The organism is Dyadobacter sp. CY347 (assembly GCF_021502655.1).
Taxonomy (GTDB): Bacteria; Bacteroidota; Bacteroidia; order Cytophagales; family Spirosomataceae; genus Dyadobacter.
Map to the genome: position 1 here is coordinate 304,157 of NZ_JAKFFT010000007.1, position 22,267 is coordinate 326,423.

The 22,267-nt window shown below is 48.4% G+C and carries 9 protein-coding genes; 4 read left to right on the forward strand and 5 right to left on the reverse strand.

Annotated elements, in window-relative coordinates:
* Nucleotide 1: 1 nt before the first annotated feature.
* The 5 genes from L0659_RS17000 to L0659_RS17020 all read right to left on the reverse strand — a co-directional run bounded on the left by L0659_RS17000 (nucleotide 2) and on the right by L0659_RS17020 (nucleotide 17,986).
* On the reverse strand, nucleotides 2-2,296 hold the full coding sequence (locus L0659_RS17000) for a fibronectin type III domain-containing protein (protein ID WP_235127816.1): 2,295 nt from the start codon (nucleotides 2,294-2,296) through the stop codon (nucleotides 2-4).
* Between the two features lie 28 nt (nucleotides 2,297-2,324).
* Nucleotides 2,325-4,322, reverse strand: a complete 1,998-nt coding sequence (locus L0659_RS17005) for a hypothetical protein (RefSeq protein WP_235127817.1) — start codon at nucleotides 4,320-4,322, stop codon at nucleotides 2,325-2,327.
* Nucleotides 4,323-4,334: 12 nt separating this feature from the next.
* Nucleotides 4,335-11,924, reverse strand: a complete 7,590-nt coding sequence (locus L0659_RS17010) for a hypothetical protein (protein WP_235127818.1) — start codon at nucleotides 11,922-11,924, stop codon at nucleotides 4,335-4,337.
* Entirely contained in the window at nucleotides 11,908-13,599 is a 1,692-nt protein-coding gene (locus L0659_RS17015; protein ID WP_235127819.1) for a hypothetical protein, read from the reverse strand. The genes L0659_RS17010 and L0659_RS17015 overlap by 17 nt, the downstream gene beginning before the upstream one ends.
* Nucleotides 13,600-13,741: 142 nt before the next feature.
* Nucleotides 13,742-17,986 carry a T9SS type A sorting domain-containing protein gene (locus L0659_RS17020; protein ID WP_235127820.1) on the reverse strand — a complete coding sequence of 1,415 codons (4,245 nt, stop codon included), beginning with the start codon at nucleotides 17,984-17,986 and terminating at the stop codon, nucleotides 13,742-13,744.
* Between the two features lie 159 nt (nucleotides 17,987-18,145).
* Between L0659_RS17020 and L0659_RS17025 the strand changes: the two genes are divergently transcribed.
* The 4 genes from L0659_RS17025 to L0659_RS17040 all read left to right on the forward strand — a co-directional run bounded on the left by L0659_RS17025 (nucleotide 18,146) and on the right by L0659_RS17040 (nucleotide 22,246).
* On the forward strand, nucleotides 18,146-19,795 hold the full coding sequence (locus tag L0659_RS17025) for a hypothetical protein (protein WP_235127821.1): 1,650 nt from the start codon (nucleotides 18,146-18,148) through the stop codon (nucleotides 19,793-19,795).
* A gap of 124 nt (nucleotides 19,796-19,919) precedes the next feature.
* A complete protein-coding gene (locus L0659_RS17030; RefSeq protein WP_235127822.1) occupies nucleotides 19,920-21,260 on the forward strand; it encodes a PQQ-binding-like beta-propeller repeat protein in 1,341 nt (446 codons plus the stop codon).
* Nucleotides 21,261-21,395: 135 nt separating this feature from the next.
* Nucleotides 21,396-21,707: a multidrug efflux SMR transporter gene (locus tag L0659_RS17035; protein WP_235127823.1), complete on the forward strand. Its 312-nt coding sequence runs from the start codon at nucleotides 21,396-21,398 to the stop codon at nucleotides 21,705-21,707.
* Between the two features lie 20 nt (nucleotides 21,708-21,727).
* Nucleotides 21,728-22,246 (forward strand): GNAT family N-acetyltransferase, encoded by a 519-nt coding sequence (locus tag L0659_RS17040; RefSeq protein ID WP_235127824.1) that lies wholly within the window; start codon nucleotides 21,728-21,730, stop codon nucleotides 22,244-22,246.
* Nucleotides 22,247-22,267: the final 21 nt, after the last annotated feature.

Here is a 22,267-nt window from a genome sequence, read left to right on the forward strand (position 1 = left end):
TTTAATAGAGCAATACTTTTTGTTTGATCAATGTCTTTTCAGCATCCAGGACGGCGATATAAATGCCCACGGGGAGCAAGGATAGGTCTAAGGTCATGTTTTGGGTCAAACTTGCTGTTTTTACTGCCGCGCCGCGGGTGTTATACAAGGTCATCTTCCCTGAAACCGGGTGCTTTAATGTTACGTGCAAGGTCTTTTCGTGTATATAAATCAGATTTTCCTGCGCTTGCGGCTCGGTGCCCGTAATGATTTGACTGGCAGCCACTTTCACAACGTCGCTATAAGGTGAGGCGCCTGCGCTGTTGACTGCTTTAATCCGATAATAATAATCGTACACATCCAAAATCTCACGGTCGGGGAACTGGGTTGTGTTGGCTGCCTGGCTGCCAATCTGTTTGAAATCGGCATTGGGTTTTCGGGAGCGCTCAATGATAACAGTTGTTGCATTGGAGGATAACGTGGCCCATTTCAGCTGCACGAGATCGTAGTCAACGGGCGTTGCCGTGAGGTTTTTGGGCTTATCGGGAATCGGTGCTTTGCGCGTGGTTGCATCCGCAACATTGCTGTATCCAGAAGGCCCGATAGCATTCACGGCCCGGATCCTGAAATAGTATTTGGTCTCCGAGCTGAGATCTTTGTTCTGATAACTCTTCACATTCGCACCCAGGTCGGCAATTTTGGTGAATGTTGTGCCATTAGTTGAGCGTTCGAGCTGAAAACCCGTTTCATTACCCGAAACATCTTCCCATTCCAGATTGATCTGGTCGTAACTGATCGTTGTGGCGCTCAGCCTTCCCGGTGCATTTGGCGTAACATCCAATGTGGTAGCATCCGCAATATTGGAAAAAATGGACGGGCCTGAGCCATTCACCGACCGCACGCGATACCAGTATCGGGTCGCCGGTTGGAGTCCGATATTTTCGTAGGTGGTAGTATTTGCGTTAATATCAGCGATTTTGGAGAAGCTCGTGCCGTCTGTTGAACGTTCCAACTCAAATCTGGCTTCATTCGTTGCCTGGTCTTTCCAGGCAAGGTTAATCTGGCTGCTGGAAATGGTTTTGGCACTCAGACTGGTAGGTGCGCCGGGCGGAACATCAAATGTAGTTGCTTCAGCCACATTCGAAAATCCCGAGCTCCCGATCGCATTTTTGGCCAGAATCCTGTACCAAAATTTGGTTAATGTGGGAAGGCCCGTATTGGAATAGCTCGTCGTGTTAGCAGGTAAGTCTGTCAGCTTGCTGAAATTGTTTCCGTCCGATGACCGCTGCAACTCAAATTCTGTCTCGTTTTCAGAAACATCTCCCCAAGTAAGGTCAATTTGTGTATTAGAAACCGGTGTAGCGCTCAGTCTTTGTGGCGCATTGGGTGCAATGTCGGGCGTTGTAGCATCGGCCACATTGGAATAATCCGAAGTTCCGCCGCCATTCCTCGCTAAAACCCGATACCAATATTTTGTTTTGGGATTGACGCCATTATCCTCGTAAGACGTCGCATTTGCGCCCGCATCACTGATCTTGGAGAAATTACTGCCATCCTGCGAACGCTCAATCTCAAATCCAGCCTCATTATCAGCATTATCCGACCATGTCAGATTGATTTGCCGGGCATTGGCAACCGTTGCGGCAAGTCTCGATGGCGCTGCTGGTTTGGGAACGGCCCGGGTTACGCAGCTCTCATTCGAGTAACCCGATTCTCCACCAGCATTTACCGCTTTTACCCGATAACAATAGTTGTTGCCTGCGGTTGTGGTTCCGTCATTGTGGCTGAGTGACCTGCTGTACGGAACCCGCGTCAGTAAATTAAATCCACCGCCATTCTCAGAGCGTTCCAGCAGAAAAGTAACGCCGTCGCTGTTATTTCCCTGCCAGGTTATGGCTATTCCGCGGCCCGAAATGTAGAATGCTTCAAGGTTGCCCGGGGTTGCGGGCGGGGCAATAGGCGTTGTGACACGGACTTCATTCAGCTCACCGCCGCAGGATTTATCGCATGTGGCCGTTACCCGGTAAACGTAAGTCCGGTTTTCTTGCACGGTTTTGTCCTGATACGAGAATGTGGTTCCGGATAAATTACCTGAAATCGCAGTAAAGCGCTGGCCAAAACCATCTTCTTTGCGCTCAACCACAAACACTTCTACCGAGGAAGGAAGCCGGTCCCAGGACAGGTCCACCTGCTGATACGAAACCACATCGGCCCGTAACATAGCGCGCTGCGCAAGGCTGGTTTTTGGCAGAAGCAGCACATTGCTGATGCAAAGCACGAGAAGTAAAAAAGGATGATATAATGTTCGATTTTTCATTGTTCAGGAAGTGAGATAGTGCCAGTTTTTATTTCCAATCAACTTTTACCGGGTCCGTTGCGGCACTTTCACGGTTATCGGCTTCTACGGCTACCACATGATAATAGTAGCCGACGCCCGGTGCCGCCTCGCGATCGATGAACGCATTTTGCGTTCCTAATGCTGATGCGATCAGCCTTGGCTTTTCGGTTTTTTCTGTGAAGCGGTAAATCAAAAATTTCTCCGGGTTTTTTAGTGGAGCATCCCAGCTTACCCGCACGCCTTTGTCTGTTGAGAGCACATTCAGACCGTAAACGGGCAGCACCGCGTCCAGGGGTTTGAAATATTCGATTTCGGTGCTGGGGCCGCTTAATTTTTCATTCAGACCGTAAGCCTTAATGCGATAAATGTATCGAACACCTTGTTTTACCGTGCTGTCTGCGAAGTTGTTACGGTTGTTATCTTCATCTTTTTGCCGGTAAATTTCTTTGAATGCTTTTTCATTAGCCGCCTTTCTTTCAATGATATAACCTAAAATGTAGGGGTCAATGGATCTCATATTTTCCCAAACCAGCAACGCGCGGTCATACTGAGGAATCATTTCGGGGTTAATGGGTGTGGCGAGACGCTCGGGAAATAGGGGTTGCGAATAGAGGATCTCGCTCATGGGTCCCATATTGTAGCTTGTGTTAACAGCCACGACAGCCCACCGGTAACCGGTGCCCAAAGCGAGCTTCTTAACAGGAACCTGATATTTTAGATCCTTACCAGCCAGAATAATGTCCGAATAGCGTTGCAACGAATCGGTTTGCCCAGCGGCGAAATAAATGTAATAGCCATGTGTATCAAAATCAGCCGGTTGCCAGCGGAATGTGAGCGTGTCACTGGATGTTTTCAGCTGAAAATGGGTAGGCGCCACTAATGCTGGCCGACTCGCTTTCAGCATTCCCGAAACTTTGACCGACTCTCCGGAAGTTTCGTAAGTCCCATTCAGCCGGATTTGGTAATAATATCCCTGCACCGGCTCCACACGGTTGTCATAATAAACCGTATCGGTAGGAGTTGCTATGCCGATTTGTTGAAAACCCACATCAAATTTTTCGCTGCGCCAGATCTCAACCGAACGAAGATCTTTGGTCGAAGAAAGCTTCCAGGAAACGGCAATGGCATTTTCGGCCTCATGGGAAACAGTGTTAATGTAATGAATAACAGGGATTTCTTCTTGCGGGCGAAGATTGGCAATGGTAACCGTGTCCGACGCGCCGCTTTCGTTCCCCAAAAAATCTTTGAGATAAACAACATAAGAATAAAGCATCTTCCGGCGCACATTCGGATCGGTAACAACGAGGAAAAGCGAATCTTTTTTCCCTTTTCTAAAACCCCATTCCGCACCGCATTCCGCAAAATCGGTCTGACCGTAAGTTGCCCGCAAAACGCGCGCGCCGGCAATGTAAGGATTGGGTTTTTTTAGTAAATATTGAATGTTAACAACCTGCCCATTCGCATTTTGACTGACAGCCATGGCAGTTGTAGCGAGTTTTGAACCAGGCACTGAAACTGTCCCTGGATTATAAAAAACCCCTTCCCGCGATTCCAATGCGCGGACCCGGTAATCATAACGCTTGCCCTGCATTACATCCGTATCCAGGAAACCGAGCCCTAATGCTTCCAGATACTGCGGATTTTCGCCGTACGCACCCAAAGAATCTACATGTGAGGCATTCCGATAGCGCGTATATAGCAATGCGGTAAGTGAATCGTCCGGAATTTCATACATGGGGTTTTTAGCAGAAAGCAATGTAAGCCGGGCAACAAGGTCTCTTGCGCTGATCGGGCCTTTGTCGGTGGTGCATACGGGTTGCCAATCCGGTTTGGCCGTTGCTTTGCCGGTTTCCAGCCGCTCCACCACATATTGCGGTCCATGCAACAATTTGTCAATCTGGATAAACACTCCGTACGGACCAGCAGCGGCTTGCGGTTTTTGCGCTTGCAATGCAACTGGGTACAAGCAAATCATTATCAGCGCTTTGTATAATATATTTTTCATATCAGAAATTGATTATTGTTCTGTTACTGTGCAGCCGCCTGTGCACGCTGTAAACATGCAGCCGGGTGTGATGGAGAGATCGGGACTGCTTCCAATTTTATATTGAGCCTTGCCTGCCAATGTCAGACAGAAATCAGCGGATGTGCCGGTTGTAGCACCGGTCAGGTCTTCCGTTAATGTCACTGAAAATCCGGCACCGATTCTTGAATTCATTTCAACCGAAACACTTTTCGCTCCCGGGTCGACGGTTAATGTGCCGTCCACACCGCCACTGACGTGAATTTCACCGCCCGCGCTCAGGGAAAGTATGCTTCCATATGCATAAGCATGTGCGCCAATGCCCAATCCTGTGCCTGTTGTGAATGCGCCATTGCTGTAATTACTAAACACATAACCGTCCACGAAGGCATCCATTCCCACTTTGTAACCGCCTACGCCTGGTAAGGACATCTCGTAATTAAAGGATTTGATCAAAGGAACAGGCACTTCGCCGATCGCATAAATCCCTTTGAAACCGTCGAACGAGCAGGGTAACGCTTTGCGGTGGCTGTTTGTGAAAAGCACCTGCTGCGCTTCCCCAAGATCATTGCTGTTGTACACGCCCAGCATTAACCCGGCACGCATGGTAACCAGCACGATGAGCGGCACATTCTGCAATTCGCCGGTTGCAACCAGGTAAAATCCGTTGCCGTCCAGCCTTACCTGCGCCATGCCATTCATGAAAGTCATGGTAGGTGGAACCGGAATGTTCGAAAGCTGCATAGAGCCTGTTAACCGTTTTTTCTCGTGATCATACACCAGGCTCAGCCCGCCGAGGCCCGTATCAATCCCATCGAGCTTGATCTTTTGACCTTCGGCTTTGATCTCACCATAGGCAGTAAACGCAAGACGGTTTTTCTCATCTTCTCCCAGCATTTTGGAAAAACCCTGCGGCAATCCGGAAAATTTGAGCAGCTCCCATTGCTTGTTGGTTACAGATTGGTGAACAAACACTTTACTAAGGTTATTGCCGCCAAGCCCTACACTGAGCCTTTTGAAATCACCACCTTCATTATAATTCACTTCATCTTTTGCCGGATCCGTGAGGTCGGAGAGGTTTTCGCTCCATTTAGTCAATGTGGCCGGATCGGTCAGATCTATGTTGCGGCCGTGGGTAATGTGCGTTTCATTTTTGTTGTGTACCAAAAGAACATTATCCAGTTTTAGCTTATCTGGTTCCTCTACCTTACCCCGCATGGCGATCACACCTTCTCCGAAGAAGATGGCAGTGGACTGGCTTTTGTCCGCAGCAATATGCTGGCCAGCCTCAAAATTGAGGTAACCTTTGGTTTGCAGCTTGTATCCGCCAGGGACAACGGTTTTCAGTTTCACAGTGCCCTGTGGTTTGGAATAAATAAATCGCATTGAAACATCCTGCGGCGCATTTGGAATAGCATTGGACATCCCCGCATCGAATGCAAAGTAATCGGCGCCGGTTTCAATGGTGGTTGGGCGCACGTCGATGATGTTAAAAAACCGGAACGCCTTGCTGCCTGAGCCAAATGAAACCACATCTTCACCATTGTCCAGGAGGGATAATGTTTCAAAATCCATTTCCTTTGAAAGGCCCGGAACAGCACCCGCAGGAAGCTGAGCGGCTGGCTTACCGTCCTTTGGCACCACTACCATAGCCCAATGCCCTTTCATATCCGACCCCGTTTGCGGATCAAATGCAAAATACGGCTCGCCTATCAGGTTCATTTTGGCCACGCCCGCCAGGTCGAAATTGCCATTTGGATTTACAAGCAGGTGATAAAAATCGCTTCGTAAGTTGAACTCCGTAATCGGAATATCCACCTTTCCGGTTTTTACAACGCCTGATTTGGAATAAAACCCACCCTTCTTGTAATCCAGCTTCCAGTCGCGGATCTCTACGCTCCATTTGCCGGCCAGCGGGAAAGTGAGCGGCGTTTCGCCCGTTTTTACATCCACGGTGTTGTTTTTCAAAACCAAGTCGCCGATCGTTACTTCCAGTTTTTCCGGTTGGGCATTTTTAATAGGACAGGTCATGACGGGATTGAGGTGGATTTCGTCGCCGATCAGACGCGAGCCTTCCAGCTTGCTTACTGCTTGAAAGTCAAGCAGCCTCAATGTCATGGGTTTTCCGTTTGACTGGCAGATCCCGAAATTCGTCCATTTAATGTTACTTTTCGCCGCGTCGAATGCAGTAACCATCGGCTTGTTCGCTGGCTGTCCCGAAACCTCAGGGTCGTAGAGGAAGAACTGGCCTTTGTCGTAATACAGCAGGTTGGACGAGAAGTTGAAGGAGTTGTCGAGCACCTGTGCTTTGGCCATGATCTTGCCGGTTGACGTGCCGGGCGTCCTTACGATTTTGAGTTTGAAAAGCAGCCCTTCCGGGGAGGAAAGTTTAATGTTATACTTGGTCTTTTTAATGTCAACTTCCGGGGTCGTATGGTAAAGAAGATTGTTTAGTACATTCGTTTCAAGTGCTACGGTTTCTTCAACCGGAATGCCAACACCTGGATTTTGAGGATCAGCCTTGAAAGCCACATTCTCAAAACGCACCCGTACATTTTTATCGATAATGGCAAATGGCCCTAAACCACTGTCCGACAAGTCAATTTCTCCCGTAACCGCCATCGTTTTCGGATCAATTTTTTCGATAGTGACCGGAAAGCCCCATAGCGATGCGATTTTGAATTTATCAAAAGCCGTTACAGTAAGTTTCAATGACTGGCCGGATTGCTGCGGCATAAGCAATTTGCTTCCCGCTCCCACGTATGTAGTGCCCGCAGGCAATGGCGGATTGGCGGCATTTTTTGGGTTAAAAATTGCTTCAATATAGATAGAGCTGCCATCCAGGCTTTTGGCTACATCCATTGAAAACGAACCGTCTTTACCCGTGACCGTGCTGTATTTCACGGGCGCATTGCCACCCGACGCAACATACACTTCGGCTCCTTCCAACGGGATTTCCGTTCCCTTGCCTGTGTTGACCACTACAACTCCATTGACCGTCCTGGCCGGTTGCAGCACGATGACTTTGGTTTCGGCTGTTTTGGATTCACTATTATTGACAGCCACTGTCCTGGTCACATAACCCGGCGCAGCGATCTCTACAAACAGATTGTCAATCGAAACGTTTTTGAATCGCGTTTCCACGATGCCATCGGCTTCACTTGCACCAAATTCAAAACCTTTCGATTTTTTACCAAAAAGCCGCACATATGCATTGGGAACTCCCTTTTTGGTTGTTTCATCCTGCAGCTTGAATATGATGCGGTGATCCCGTTCATAAATGTTAATGTCGCCTGCGTTGATGGTGTACTTGTTTGATTGTAGGACTGGTTTGGGAAGCTGCGTCTTAATGTTTCGCTCCTCACCAAAATAGCTGATGTTGACGGGGAAAATTTTCAGTTGAGAAGCAGTGGAAGGAGTTTTGAGCGAATATTTCCAGGTGCCGTCCTCAAATTTTGTCTTCACCATATTGCCATCGTCGGCCTGGGCATATGCTTCCAGCGACGGGTCTGAGCTGCCGACGATCTGGTTGTAAGGCTGCGTTTGTACCGGTACGGAACTGATGTTGCCACTTGCGGCATTTTTACCAACAGTCGTTTTTGCTGTTGTCGTCTTAGTGGCAGCATCTTTCACGTCCACAGTCACATTGCCGGACACATCCACGGTTGATTTTTGAATGGCATCAATGTCGATTGCCCTGCCGGTAATGACTGTATTGGGCTCCATTAAGACGCGGTCGTAGTAACTGTTCTGGCCTAATAGCACGTCGCCGATATAGATCACATTTGCATCCTTCGCCGTTTTTGTCCCGGAAATGTAAACGTAACCTTCTGCTTTGATGCGCATGATTGCGCTGTTGCCTGGTTTGAGCATAAATGGCGTCAGGATCCAGCCATCTTCACCAGTAAACTGCGTATGCTGTGTTGTAACGTTTTTTCCTTTTTCGAAATAAAACAAATCCACAACTGCGTTTTTGATACCCTGCGTTGGATTTGATTGGTCCACAACCCGCACATTCACAGTGGGGTTGCCGGGATTCAGGTGGCGGATGACCGGGTCTGATTCGAATGTTTTGTACTGGTCTGCAAATACGGGATCGTAGTAGGATTGGGGGAGCAGCACCTTGTCATTTACTTTTACATCATGCAGCTTCTCGCCGAGCCAGTAATTGTTAACCGTTTTACAATCAGCGAGGTGGCTCACCCAGCGGTATTCCGGCGAATGCTGGGTAACAACCATTTTTTCATAGTCTTCATTGCTGTAACTGCCGTAAGGGGTCCAGGTTGTGGGGAAATTGGGGTTGTCCATGTGTGACAATTCCCAAACCGTTTTACAATCGATCTTGGTGCCATTGTACTCCGTTTTACCTGCTTTTTCCGACCGCTGTATTTCCTCCTGCGTGGCATACGGAGAGAATGTTGATCCCCATTTTTCGCTGACGGTAATCCGTTTGAGCGAAACCAGCTGATAGTTATTTATTCCGTCCACGGACGCTTCGGTTGAAAGAAAATAAGCATCGGCCTCGCCGTTTGACATGACCATTCTCGGGAACCTGGCGATTCCTTCTGCATTGGTCTCGGTCGTTGCGATCACCTTAAATTTCTTCATTTTCAAAATTTTAGTCGTTTTTGCGCCTTCCCCTTCATCTGCCGGTGGCCGGCGGTCGGGGCCGGGTAGTTTTTCGGTGTCTTTGGCCAGGCGCAGCACAGACACCTTAATGCCAGACAGGTTATTTTGGATGCCTGCTTTTTGTTCTTTCACCTTTGATACCCCGGTGGTATCCGATTTGGCTTGGGCAATAAGTGTATAGCTTCTGGCCACTGCTGTTACGGGCCCGAAATCATAGGACCCCTGTGGTTTCATAACCTGCTCTTTTTGAATGCCAAATGTTTCCGTCGGGCTTGCATAATAGGGATTGTCCACCACGACGCGGATGCCTCGGATGTAGGTTACGGACGGCATCTTGAATTCTCCCTGGCCAGTTTCTGTTGTAGGAGGAAGCACTCCCAATTCCATGGGTTTGGTCATCTTTACAGTGAATGTGAAAGAACCGTCGGAGCCCGTCACTTTGGTATCGAGGGTCTGGCTGAAATCGTGATGGAATTCCGAGAACTCGGCATAATTGCCGTAGCTGGCGCCGAATGTAGTTTTATCCGAACCTGCTGCTTTGTACACCACTTGCAAACGAACCTGCGTGTTGGGCAATGCCTTCACTTGTGCGCCTTCCTTACCCGCGTCTGCAAACTTGTAAGTAAGCTTTCCGGTGAAAGTCATGGTAGGAGCTTCGTCAGTTTGAATGTTATAAGTGTATTTTTCAATGCGCGCAGGCGTTTCTGGCAGGTTTTCGTAAGGTTTTGTTTTGATAATAGGATCGGCGTCATCAGGCGAGAGGCCACAATCCGGGCAATAGATCTGGTAGGCATCATAGGAAACGCCGCCATAAACGAGGTTGTCGATCATTGCGCCGTATTCCGTATCCTTCTTGTTCAATGCGACCATGCTGATGAACTGATAACCCTTTTTTTCGAGGTCAGCCATCACCTGTAAACGCAACGCAGCTTCACCCGATTTAGCGTTTCCGGAGCCTCCTGGTCCGTCTGCCAAAGCACTTATATTCGGATTCAACTGATTACTGATGCCACCGATGGGCTGGTAACCGCTGTTTGTCCCGGCCTGCACCGTTGTAACTGTGGCCTCCTGCGACTTTTTGTACCCCGTGCCTTCAAATGGCAGCCTGTATTTGTCAAAATCCTTGGCAATACCTGGTTGTCTGTAAATGACGAGGTGTTTTCCTTCCAGGTTTATGCCCGGGATGCCTGGCCAGTTTTTATAAGAAATCTTCGCCGTCACGTCCAGGTTGTAGCCGGTTGCCAGCCAGGTAATTCCCTGAACCTCATAGCCTTTTTGCTCGGCGCTGGACACCTCGAATGTGTGATCATTCTTGGTTTGATAGTATCCCGGCTCAGCAAGCCGCTGAATAAACGGGTTGACCGGATCGACCATAAAGCGTGTGTAAACAGTTGAGTCGCCCAGGCCCTGGATCGAGGTTTTCAGGATTTTGATAGTATAGTTTCCCAAAGCATCGGATTTTCCGTAAGCAACTGTGGCCCGGAACCTGTTCGGGAAAATTTTCATGAGCATAACCTGTGTATTCGGAAGAATGTGCGGCGTGCCGCTTTCTCCCGGGAAACGGTAAGCCAGTACTCCCCGGATCGTGAGGCTATCTGCTTCATTTCCTATGTTCTTTTCAATCAATGCAAAAGACCTTGGTTTTGAGATCAAAAGCGCTTCACCCAGCTGTGCGCGTTTTCTTCTCACATCCGACATGCCCTGCAATTCAACCTGCACCTGATAATTTTTTCCGGTCGGCATGTTTGCCGGCAGTTCCGATTTTTCCAGGCTAAGTTGTTCGCCCCTTACAAGCCGGTCCAGAACCACGGTGCCTTGTCCCCTTTTCTCGTCCGTTTTGATCACTACGCGATAATTAAGTTCTGGAAACTGCTCTACAATGGTCTTTTTGGGCTGGGCTTCAAATGCTTTTCTCAGTGTTTTTTCAAATTCGTCATCCAGCTTCCAGGTGACCAGAAACGGATTATTACTGCCCACTTCGATGCTTGGATTGCGTTTCGCCGCCGGACTGGTAATGGTAATGTATTCCAAATCAAGCCCCAGCGGCATTTGCTGCCCGTAAGTGAATGATTGAACCGGGCTTTTTCCGTCGTTCAGGAAATTGAACCTTTGTCCGATTGGTTTAGCTTGCACGCGCCATGCGTAACGCTTTCCTTTTTGCAAAGGCGGTTGCTGCGGACTGTATAAAAATGTCGTTGTTCGGAGATTGTTCACCTCCACGCCAGACCTCGGCAACACCATCGCATCTATATATACGTTAGGATCAACATTGGTTTCGGGCAGTTCCACGATCCGGATGCTGTATTCCACTTGGTTGGGCAATATTCCTACCGGCGCCGACCATGTAAAAAGTTGTGTTTGCGGTATTTTAACGGCGATTTCTTCATCGGCCATCGGCGAGATTAATATGGGCGGCTCAATGATGCGAACGGGGATCAATCCGCTGCAACCCATAGGGAATTCGGCGGACAACGGGCGGGTGGTCGCATTGTCAAATGCCTGAACGCAAAGCTGATAGTTGCCTTCCGGAAGCGGTAAGCCCCGGTAAAGCTGATCTTTGTTCAACCCTTGCACTTCAATTTGATTCAGGTCAAAAAGTCCTTCCAGTTCAGCCCTCGTGATCATTCTGTTCACATCCGTTGGCCGCAGTTCCAGCGGACGCAAAGGGCGGTAATTCTGCGACGTACGGATGACCACACCATTATCGCCTTCCAGTTTTCCCAAAAGCCGTACCGACAATGCCCGGCCCGAGAGATTGGAAATAAACACCTGAACGCGGTTGCCCGTGCCCGGATAATCCTGAATGTAAGGACTGTAAGGTGGCAGAACATTGGTGGTAATGCGGATCTGATTTTGACCAAAACCGGCATGAAATGCCAGACAAAGGAATAGCATCATCCCGAAGCGAATGCTCCTTTCTGTGAAAGCGCTATATTTTTTAGAATGAAATTCCATAGCCGATATTTCCTCTGAGTTCGTTGAATTTTTCTGTTTGAATGCCCGTGTTCGAATTGAGATAATTGAACATAATGTTCAGGCTTTGTCTTTTTGCAAGCTGGTAACCTGCATTCATGGAGGCAGTTAATACTTTTCCTGTTTCGCCAAACTGCTGGTTGAACAAATAGGAAAAGTTGAGCGAAGTGCTGAGTTTCTTTTTTAGAAAACTATAATTCGTCCCAAGTGTGGGGCCGTAGAATTTAACCTTCTGCTCGGCGGCTCCGGGTAATGTTTGCGGCAGGCTCGTCTGCGTGTAGGAAAGCATCAGATTCGCCCCAAAACCGCTTTGACTGGCTTGCAGGAAATAGCCCAGATTGGCATTCTGACTATTGTTTTCAGTTTGCACGGCCGTATTAGCATTCAGGTCGGACAGCTGCTGATGGGAGCCGGTAAGGGTGAAAATGTGGGAAAAATCTTTGTCAAAAATGGAGTAACGGACATTAGCAGTTGCTGACAAATTGTTTTGCGCAATGCGGAGCGTATCAATCAGCGGCCGGATTCCCGCACGCTGGCTCAGTCCGTAATTGGAAAGGGAAAGGTCGAAACCGAGGGTAGGGTCGGGGTTTAAGGAAACCATCATGGAACCTACGGAGCGGCCTGTACGCGCGTTTTTATTTTGGGCTAAATTGTCAAACTGCTTGCCAAAACTGCCCGCCAGCCTGGCTTTTCCTTTCAGCAAATTCAATGTTACATTGCCCGTATAGCTTTGGATATCACTTTGAAAATAATAAGCGCCCATGGTCTGGAAGTTGGGATCAATGCGTTTGTATTGAAATTTGACTGATCCCCATTTGCTCTGGTAACCCAAAGCCGCCTGCGTCGCCTGCGTGAGCTGGGTAGAAAGCCTGGGCGTGATAAGCTTGCCAACAAGCCGGAACATCGGATTTTTACCCTCAGCCGCAACCTCAGACGCAGACAGGTCACGTGTATAGGAACTCGCCGCCAGGTCCGCTTCAACGAGAATGTGTTTAATCAAAAGCAGCCTTGAAGTAAGGCCGATCACCATGTTTTCGGCTGGGGTGGTGTACTTTTCGGGAGACATCTGTACCCGGTCGATGGAATTGGTGTCGTCCCGAGCCCGGAGCATAACGAGGTCCACATAGTTGCCTGGCTTGCCATAACCCACTTTCACCGCATAACCCGTGCGTTTGAACGAAGGAATAATATCGGGATCGGAAAGTGTCGAAGAAATGGCTTTGTTAAAACGCCCGTATACAGCGCCTATTCGTAACATTCCGGGATTCAGCTCGACGCCCCCACCCAGAAATGTATGACCTGCAAGCGTGAACGGTGAGAACGACACATTGCGGTAACCGGCATGCGCTGTGGCCCATTTATAAGTAGGGCTTACCCCAAACTGGTTGAAAGGCTGACGGAAACTCGTGCCCTGGTTGCCCAGCACAGCCGAAAACGGCAAAGAAATGCCGCCCGGAAGCGTTAATGTTACGGCCCCGCTCAGTCCAAACGGATTAGGTTGGTTGCGCCCGGCGATGCCGCTGGACGTGTACAGCCCGGCATAGGCATTAAGCCCTCCCGAAAGCTGAACCTGCTTGTTTTTGGGGCTGTCCTGCGCCCGCAAATGGGCACAGCAGCAGAAACAGAGGCCAATCAGTAACAAACCCGAGCGTCGCATTTGCAGAACAGTTTTGGAGTTGAGTTAAACCGGTTTAGACTTAACCGATTTTCCCGAAAGGTATCTGCTCAACCCCCGCTGCTCTTTTTATAATCGATGAACGACAATCAAAAATCGATGAAGGATTTTCGACTGCCGTATATCATTGCTTGACGATCCGGTATGAAGCCTTTTTTGCGCCTTCACTAACCTCAATCACATATATTCCGGCTGGAAGCTTACTGATGTTTAAATGCTCTTCCTGCATACTGGAAACCACTTTTTCAACGCTATGTCCTGCTATGTTGAGGAGCTCAATGTTGCGCCTTGCCGGCTGGTGAAATTCCAGGGTGATCACATCTTGTGTAGGGTTCGGATAAATGCGGATGCTTTCTTTGAATGCAGGCTCATTCGTGCCGGTAATCACTTCTATGCGCACGGTTTCAGGTATGCCAATGTCTCCTGCGCCGCAGGCATTGCTCACGCCAAAGAGTTTGTAGATCTGGTTCGGGGAAGCATTAAGCAGTTGGATCTCGTAACTGGGGTTGCTTGTGGTGACCAGGTAATTCGCAAAGTCTGTGCCGTACCGGAATGTCCACGGTGCGCCGCCTTGCAGCAGCACCTGCACACGCGGTGCCGTCACGCCATCAAAAGCCACGGATGCAGTGGAAAAGCGTGCAGCGGATTTTTGGGTTATCGTATATGTTTCCCTGAATGCGCTGCTGCTCACGCCTGCATCGGAAGCCATCACCCTGATCCTGTAACGTCGTCCGTCGGGCGTGCTCAGCGGAATAACTGCTTTTAATGGACTGCTGGTTCCGGTGGTTTGCATATTTGTAAAATTCTGCCCCGTAGAATCCGATATTTGAACGGTCATTCTGTTACCGGCGGAAAGGCTGCCTTTTGCGGCATAAAAAACATTGATCTCACTGCCTGCGCACGTGCCTGCGCCCAGGTCTGTATGGATATTGGTAACGGCAACGCTTTTACCTGTTTCGGGATTCACGACCACCGTGGCCGATCCGCTGGCGACACCCGTCCCGCAGCCGTTTTTGATAGTTGCAATGGTGTAGGTTGTCGTTTGTTTCGGGCTGACTTCAATGTAAGAATAATCGCCTGTTTGTCCGTAAATGCGGCTTTTGGTGCCGTCGGAGAGCGTTATATCCGTGCCGTCGTTGGTGTCTTTGATAGTCTGGGCAAGAATGTAAGTTGTTTCGCCGCTGTTAATGGTCGTATTGCCACTGAGGACGGCGGCTGGCTTGCGTGCAAAACCAGCATTCAGCGATGATCTGAGGTTATATTTTCTGATTGTCACCCGGATCTCAAATCGCTCGGTAGACACGATATCAGGCATTTTTACTAACTGTGTTCCCGATAATGCTTTGGTAGAATCAAGGACAATGACAGTGCCTGTTGCATAATTTGTCAATTCAAAACGAACGTAATCATCCGATAGATCGGCGTCGCCCAGCACAGTATAAGTGATGGGAAAGGTGCCGCCCTCGCAGGCATTGAAAGCATTGGAATTTACCTGCAGACCGGGATTAACTTTAACAGCCACCGAACCCGAAGTCGTGCCGTAACCGCACACATTGGAAACAGATTTTATGAAAAACTTGCCTCCGCGTATGGGATTTAAATTCCGCGTTTCTTCCGGATAAAAATAAGTGAATCTCGAATTATCCTCATATACAACGGTCCAATGCGGCCCGCCCGTCAGTGCCACTTTCACAGACGTATTTTGCCAGGGATCAGAAACAATCGGCTCGGATTCAACGCCGGAACCTAATGTCGCGGTCGGTTTGGTGCCTATTCTGATCGTCTGCTCGTTCGTAGCAACGCCGTCTGATGAGATGATGCGCATCCTGTTGTTGCCCGTTTTCGCATTTTCAGGTATTTTTCCAAAAATCATATTTCCGGTTTCAGCAGTCCCAATGGTCGTAAAGTCCGTAGAACCTTCTGCGGCGATCTGCAGGGAGAAGGTGGCGGGTTTGCTCATCGGATCAACTACACCAAATGGAATGGTGATAGGCCCGCCGATGCAGTATATGCCTTCGTAGCCCGTTGGCTGGATCATAATCCGGTAGGGAATGGAGTAAATGTAGGCTTTCAGGTCAACCGGCACTGTTCCGCAAAGGTTGCTTGCCGACTTCATAACAAACTCATTAACCTTGCCGGGAACCAGCGTAAACGGAATGTAGGGTGTCTGATCGTTCCGGTTTTCAAAGACTTTTTCTTCTCCGTTTTGTGTGTAGGCAATGCGTGTGGGGATGCCCTTCTCTGTGTAAACGCCGATGTCCAAATAATTCTGATAAGGATATGATTGCAGGGGATTTTCGGGGGTGCCCTCCACAGAAAGCCGGATCTGCTCGGGAAGCAGCTGTATGCTGAATGACTGGGGATCGCTGAACAGGATCGGCGAAGTGGAAGCAATGCGGATGTTGGCTACACTCAGGAACCGGTCAGCCGGAAGTTTTACTTTGTATTTTCCCGGGCCGGATACGGTTGCGAGGGTTTTATAATCGCAGCAATCGGCCATTCCCTGGATCTGGAACTCATTTTCCGCATTAAAATTCCCGAACTTCTGAAATGTCACTTCAATACTGTCGTTGGCGCAGATCTGTTTTTTGACCGGTTCGAGCGAAATGGCCACTTTGTTACCGCTGCCAAGAACGCGGAAGGTTTTGGAAGGCAGGTTTTCGTTTTTAAAGCAGCCGTTTGAAATGGATTTGAACCGGAATTCGCGGTTTTGTTTAAGATAAAAACCATATCCATACTCGCCGTTTGAGTCCATTGTAAACTTCTCGCCCTCCATCGTTTCCAACACATATTGCGGTCCGCCGCGCAGCACATAATAGAACTGGACATTGGACGGGATCTGGTAATCGTAAATGTTATAATTCCGGAACTCCATTCCAGGCATCGTCTGGATTTCGATCAGCTGGTTGAGCGATGATGCCAGCGAAGGACTGGCAGTGACGATCTGATAACCAAAACCTGAATATCCCAGCTCGCGCTGAGGCACGTCGAAAGTGAGCTGATCACCTGAACGCGTGGCTGATATCAGGAATTTGTCGGTGCTGTTATACAGGTTTTGCGCCGAGATCCAGAACTGCGTGGCGTCATTGAGTGCAGCATTTGAAATAAATTTGACCGATGCCTTGCTTCCGCCGCAAAAAACCTGCCTGTCCGTTTCATTGGCGAACCTGATGCCGGGGTTAACCTTAATTTCCAGCACACTTTTGCTCAGTGACGCTTCATTGCTGCATGCCGAAGACATGGATTTAATCGTATAGGAAGTCGTTTTATCAGGCCGCACGGTGATTGACACCTGTCCCTGCTCACTCACGCTGGTAGATCCGTCGCTGAGCTCTACTTTCAATGGCGGCAGGCCGGTAACGTTCAAATTAATGTACCTGGATGCGCCCAGATCGATCGTTTCGCTTTGGGAAGTGAATTTGGCAGTGGGTTTTGCGCGCACTACAAAACGGTTGGACAGGGAAGCCACAGCATTGTCTGTAACGACCTGTGCCATAAACTCCTGGGAGTAAGGAATATTGAAGTTTTCGGGAAAACGCGCCACAAGATAACCATCCTTCAACTGCGCGGCAACATCCACTGAATTGGGTTTGGCATCATTTGAATTGATATCTGAAAACCGTATCCGATACCGGGTTTGTGCCGGCAATGCTGCTCCCGCCACCGAAAACCCGATTTTCACTTCTGCCCCTTCACAGGTCATCTGCGGATCCACAGACAATGTTTTGATCGATGTTTTGTTCACGACCGGCCTCACAGTTCCCGAAGTTGTCATAGCGCCACATTCATTGTGTGCATGAACAATGGTCAAGGGCCCTTCTTGTGAAATGACAAGCTGTTGCAGCATTGTAAATGTTCCTACCGAAGGAATCTGGATCTTCGAACTGTCATTCAGCGTGGCCCAGCCGCCGCTCGTTGAATAGCCCGAAACCCTGATTTTATAGTCTTCATAAATATTGATCGAATCTGAAAATGCCGCCTGGCTGAGGCTGACATTGCCTTTGCTATACACCAAAAAAGACTGTTCTAACCAAAAACCTTCTGTCTTGGGCGCTGAGGCAACAATGCGCATTTGCACAACGGGCGATTCGTAGAGCTTCGCATCTTTAAAAGTGATTTCTAAAAAATTGCCGATAAGCTTTGCGGGCAGCTCCGTAATTATCTTGGAAGTGTAAGCAGACCGGACCTGTACTTTGAACTCATTACCCGGATCAAAACGTCCCGAAATGGTCACTGAAATTTGGAAAGGCACGTCGGTGCAAGTCTGCCACTTCATTTCCGCGCCATTGATGAGGATCGACGGAGCCTGGGCGTAGGCTTTAACAAGGCACAAGAAGACTAAGAGAATCGGGAGTAAAATTCTTTGCATTCAGGATAGAGGATAAATTTTTGTTCAAAAATAACAAATGTAACCGAACTGCCACATGTTGGTTTCCAACATATTTTTTGCATAAAATTCAGAAACTGAACAAGGGTAAGGTTGCCTTTTAAACTTCTTTGCTATTCATCACATAAAATGATTTTTGAAATGAAATACACACTATTACTATCGCTCATTTTCTACACATTGATGGCCCGGGCGCAGCGACAAGGGCAATCGGAAAATGTAATGATCACTTCTGAAAATGGGAAAACCCAGGTTTCGGATGGTGAAAACGGCAAACTGCATTTGAATGTAAACCCGAAGGACGTGGCCAGATTGAAAGCCGCCCGGGTCGTGCATTACAGTGATTTTGGGGCCAAAGGCGATGGCAAAACCGACGACATAGACGTGATTGCGGCGACGCATGCATTTGCCAATTTACACGGCCTGCACGTAAAAGCGGATGATGGCGCCACTTATTACATTGGCGGAAAACACCGCACGGCCATGATCCAGACAGAAACTGATTTTGGCAAAGCGGCTTTTATCATTGACGACACCGAGGCCGAAAAACGCGATGGGTCTGTCTTCATGGTCAGCTCCGGGCTTAAACCCTTCAAACCGGAAAAGATAACATCGCTAAAAAGAAACCAAAAGAAGATCAATGCTGCCTTGCCCGGCCCCTGCCTGATCACGGTTACAAATGCAAATGTGAAGCAATACATTCGATACGGGCTCAACCAAAATAATGGTTCATCCCAGACGGATATTTTTGTTGTGGACAAAAACGGCAACGTGGATATGAATGCGCCCATTATCTGGGATTTTGATCAGATCACCGAGATTACCGCACTTCCTATCGACGAAAAACCACTGAAAATCAGTGGCGGGCGTTTCACGACCATTGCTAACAAAGCTGAATCAAAATACACCTATTACAGCCGGAACATTGCCATCAGGCGTTCGCATGTGACGGTTGAAGGACTGGCACATCACATTAAAGGTGAAGGGGATCAAGGCGCGCCTTATAATGGTTTTATCAGCGTGAATGACTGTTCCTATATTACCGTAAAAAACACCATCCTGACCGGACACAAGACTTACAGCACCATTGGAACAGCCGGTAAACCCGTGTCCATGGGCAGTTACGACCTTGTTGTGAACCGTGCGCTGAATGTTTCTTTTGTTAATTGTACGCAGACCAATGATATAAACGACAGCAAATACTGGGGCATTTTGGGTTCTAATTTTTGCAAAAACCTGCTTTACGACCATTGCACGCTTTCCCGGTTTGATGCACACCAGGGCGTTGCCAACGCCACCATCCGTAACTCAACTTTGGGGCATATGGGCATCAATGCCATCGGAACCGGACTGTTATTAGTGGAAAATTCGACTATCCGCGGCAAAACCATAGTCAACCTGCGTTCCGACTACGGCAGCACCTGGCAAGGCGAACTGGTCATCCGCAATTGTGTTTTCGTTCCGGCGGACGGCAAACCATTCAGCGCCAGCCTCATAGGAGGATCCAATTCGGGTCAGCATGATTTTGGCTACACCTGTTACATGCCTGAAAAAATTACCATTGAAAACCTGCGCATCGACGATTCCAAACATCCCGAATCTTACGAAGGCCCGGCCATTTTCGCCAATTTTAATCCCGAAATGACAAGTGATTCTTACCAGGAGAAATTCCCATTTGTTAAAACCAAAGAGGTTATCCTTAAAAATGTGACCACTGCCAGCGGGAAAAAGCTAAGGGTTAGTGATAACGCTTTTATGTTTAAGGATGTAAAGGTGAGCACCGACCGGTAAGCAGCATAATTAATGCTTAGCGTGAAAGAATCTTGTTCTACAACAACGTGAATCTATGTCGGGGGACAAGAAGCTAATTTTCCGCATATCGTTTCTTTGTATTGAACAATCAATCATGGGAGCTATGAACAGGATCGCATTAGCCAGAATAGGAGTGAATTCTATCACAAACGGCTGGTCATTAGCCATTTTTCTTCTCATTGAACTGCTCGCCTGCGCTCCCGAAGAGATCACAACCCAAATAGACAAAGATGGTGTGATAACCCAGCAGCCTCACATCTGGAAATCATCGACTTCCAATGGTCCGCGTTCTTTCGGCCTGCATAGGGGATACATTGTAGAAGATCGCGGAGTGTTGGCTGTGGGCATTCGTAAATCGGCCCAAAAAGTTGTGGGAGAGCATTTCTTGCAACTGAAAAACCTGGAAACGGGCGAAAACTTGTGGGTTTGGGACGAATTTGAAAATAAATCCATCGGCACCCTGCGGCAAAGCATCGGACTTTATCCCGGAAGTATGCTGCTCCATGACGCCAGCACGACCTATTGTATTAACACGCTGACAGGCAAAACCATCTGGAAAACCAGAAACCCGGAATTATCATTGAGACCATATCCGGCGTTTTTGGGAGAGCGATATTTTATGCCTGGCAAGACCTTGGAATCGCAGAAAAAGCGTCGGATCGAACCAACAATTTTTGCAGGCGATGTGAGGACTGGTGCGCTTAAAGAAATTGTGAAACCTGCTATGCGTGATGAATATGCGTATATAGACTCAGATTCCCTGTATTACCGGGGTTCAATGCTGAATATGGAAGCTTTTAGCCGGAATGGCGTTGATTATCTGGTGGTGCCATTTACGGAACCTGGCCCGAAGGATCAGTACAATCACACGCGCGGTTATTTTGGCCTGTATAATCTCAATGCGAAGAAATGGGTTTACGAAAGAATAGCCATCCGGCCCGATAAAGGTGGTGCTTCGGCTTGCCTGAAGCCCATTGTGAATGGGGATAAAGTCTACGTAACCTCGCTAACAACGGTTGGATGCTTTGAACTGATGACAGGCAAAGAAATATGGAGGCGAAGCCTGTCGGACATGTTTACGGGTTTCAATGACTTCATCCTTGTCGAGGACAAACTTTTGCTCAATGGAGACAATGCGACACTTTATTGTGTCGATGCCAACACCGGATCACCGCGCTGGACCCAGAAGGCCAGTGCATTAACCAGTGACCTTTACCACCAGCATGGCGTAGTATATTACATTTACACCAAGTCGCTGCTCGCTGTGGACATTAACACAGGAAAGCTGCTTTGGGATATGCCCTCCCCAGACATTAAACTCGAAAAGCGGCACGACTCCTGGTTTACCGGCTTCGTTACGGGTTTACCTGGGAAAGATGGAAAGAAAGGTAGAATTTTCGCATCCACGAATTACAATGTATACTGTTTTGAGGCAGCGTTGTAGCGGGAAGGTTTGTGAAATTTTTGATAAAACGGTATTTTTGTTCCGCTGCTCACTTACAGAGTGGAAACGCAGGAGGACGACCTCCCCCGTAATGGGAACCGAATCGGGACGGCCCGGCCTAAAAAGGTCAATGTCATGTCTTGGATTTATTTGGTTGCTGCCGGCCTCTTGGAGGTTGTCTGGGCTTATTTCATGAAGCAGTCGGAAGGTTTTACCCGGCTTATTCCCACCTCAATTACCATTGTCACAATGATCGCAAGCTTCGCCTTGCTTGCTGTGGCCATGCGAACATTGCCACTTAGCACGGCTTACACCGTTTGGACGGGCATTGGGGCAGTGGGGGCATTTATTGTAGGCACTTTTCTGCTGGGCGAGCCTGCTAATGCCATGCGCATTGCCGCTGCATCGTTCATTATCATAGGGCTGGTATTAATGAAACTTTCCTGAAACAACATTAAATCAATAAAATGGATCAAATTACGATTGTTAAGGCTACCGCCGACGATTTGACTACGGTTCAGCAAATTGGTAAGGAAACATTTTTCGAAACATTTGCAGAAGCCAACACCGAGGCCGATATGAAACATTATCTGGCCGAAAATTTTAGTGATGCCAAAATAACAGCGGAACTCACTAATCCCGAGTCGCAATTTTATATCGCCTGGCTGGATGATAACGCCATAGGTTACATGAAATTAAACACAGGAAAAGCTCAGACCGAGCTGCAAGACGCATCTTCCCTCGAAATCGAGCGCATTTACGTCAAAAGCCAATATCATGGCCAAAAAGTAGGGCAGCTTCTATACGACAAAGCCCTTGAAACCGCAAAGCACGAACAAAAATCATATCTCTGGCTAGGCGTCTGGGAAGAAAACCCCAAAGCCATCCGCTTTTACGAAAAGAACGGGTTCGTGGCTTTTGACAGGCATATTTTTAAAGTGGGAGCGGATGAGCAAGTGGATGTGATGATGAGGAAGGTGGTTTGAGATCGCCAGACTGATCGCGTC

What these genes read in the sequence shown, in the direction of transcription:
- L0659_RS17020 (WP_235127820.1), bottom strand. Translation starts at nt 17,986, where the DNA reads ATGCAAAGAATTTTACTCCCGATTCTCTTAGTCTTCTTGTGCCTTGTT.
- L0659_RS17015 (WP_235127819.1), bottom strand. Translation starts at nt 13,599, where the DNA reads ATGCGACGCTCGGGTTTGTTACTGATTGGCCTCTGTTTCTGCTGCTGT.
- L0659_RS17025 (WP_235127821.1), top strand. Translation starts at nt 18,146, where the DNA reads ATGAAATACACACTATTACTATCGCTCATTTTCTACACATTGATGGCC.
- L0659_RS17000 (WP_235127816.1), bottom strand. Translation starts at nt 2,296, where the DNA reads ATGAAAAATCGAACATTATATCATCCTTTTTTACTTCTCGTGCTTTGC.
- L0659_RS17040 (WP_235127824.1), top strand. Translation starts at nt 21,728, where the DNA reads ATGGATCAAATTACGATTGTTAAGGCTACCGCCGACGATTTGACTACG.
- L0659_RS17030 (WP_235127822.1), top strand. Translation starts at nt 19,920, where the DNA reads ATGAACAGGATCGCATTAGCCAGAATAGGAGTGAATTCTATCACAAAC.
- L0659_RS17010 (WP_235127818.1), bottom strand. Translation starts at nt 11,924, where the DNA reads ATGGAATTTCATTCTAAAAAATATAGCGCTTTCACAGAAAGGAGCATT.
- L0659_RS17035 (WP_235127823.1), top strand. Translation starts at nt 21,396, where the DNA reads ATGTCTTGGATTTATTTGGTTGCTGCCGGCCTCTTGGAGGTTGTCTGG.
- L0659_RS17005 (WP_235127817.1), bottom strand. Translation starts at nt 4,322, where the DNA reads ATGAAAAATATATTATACAAAGCGCTGATAATGATTTGCTTGTACCCA.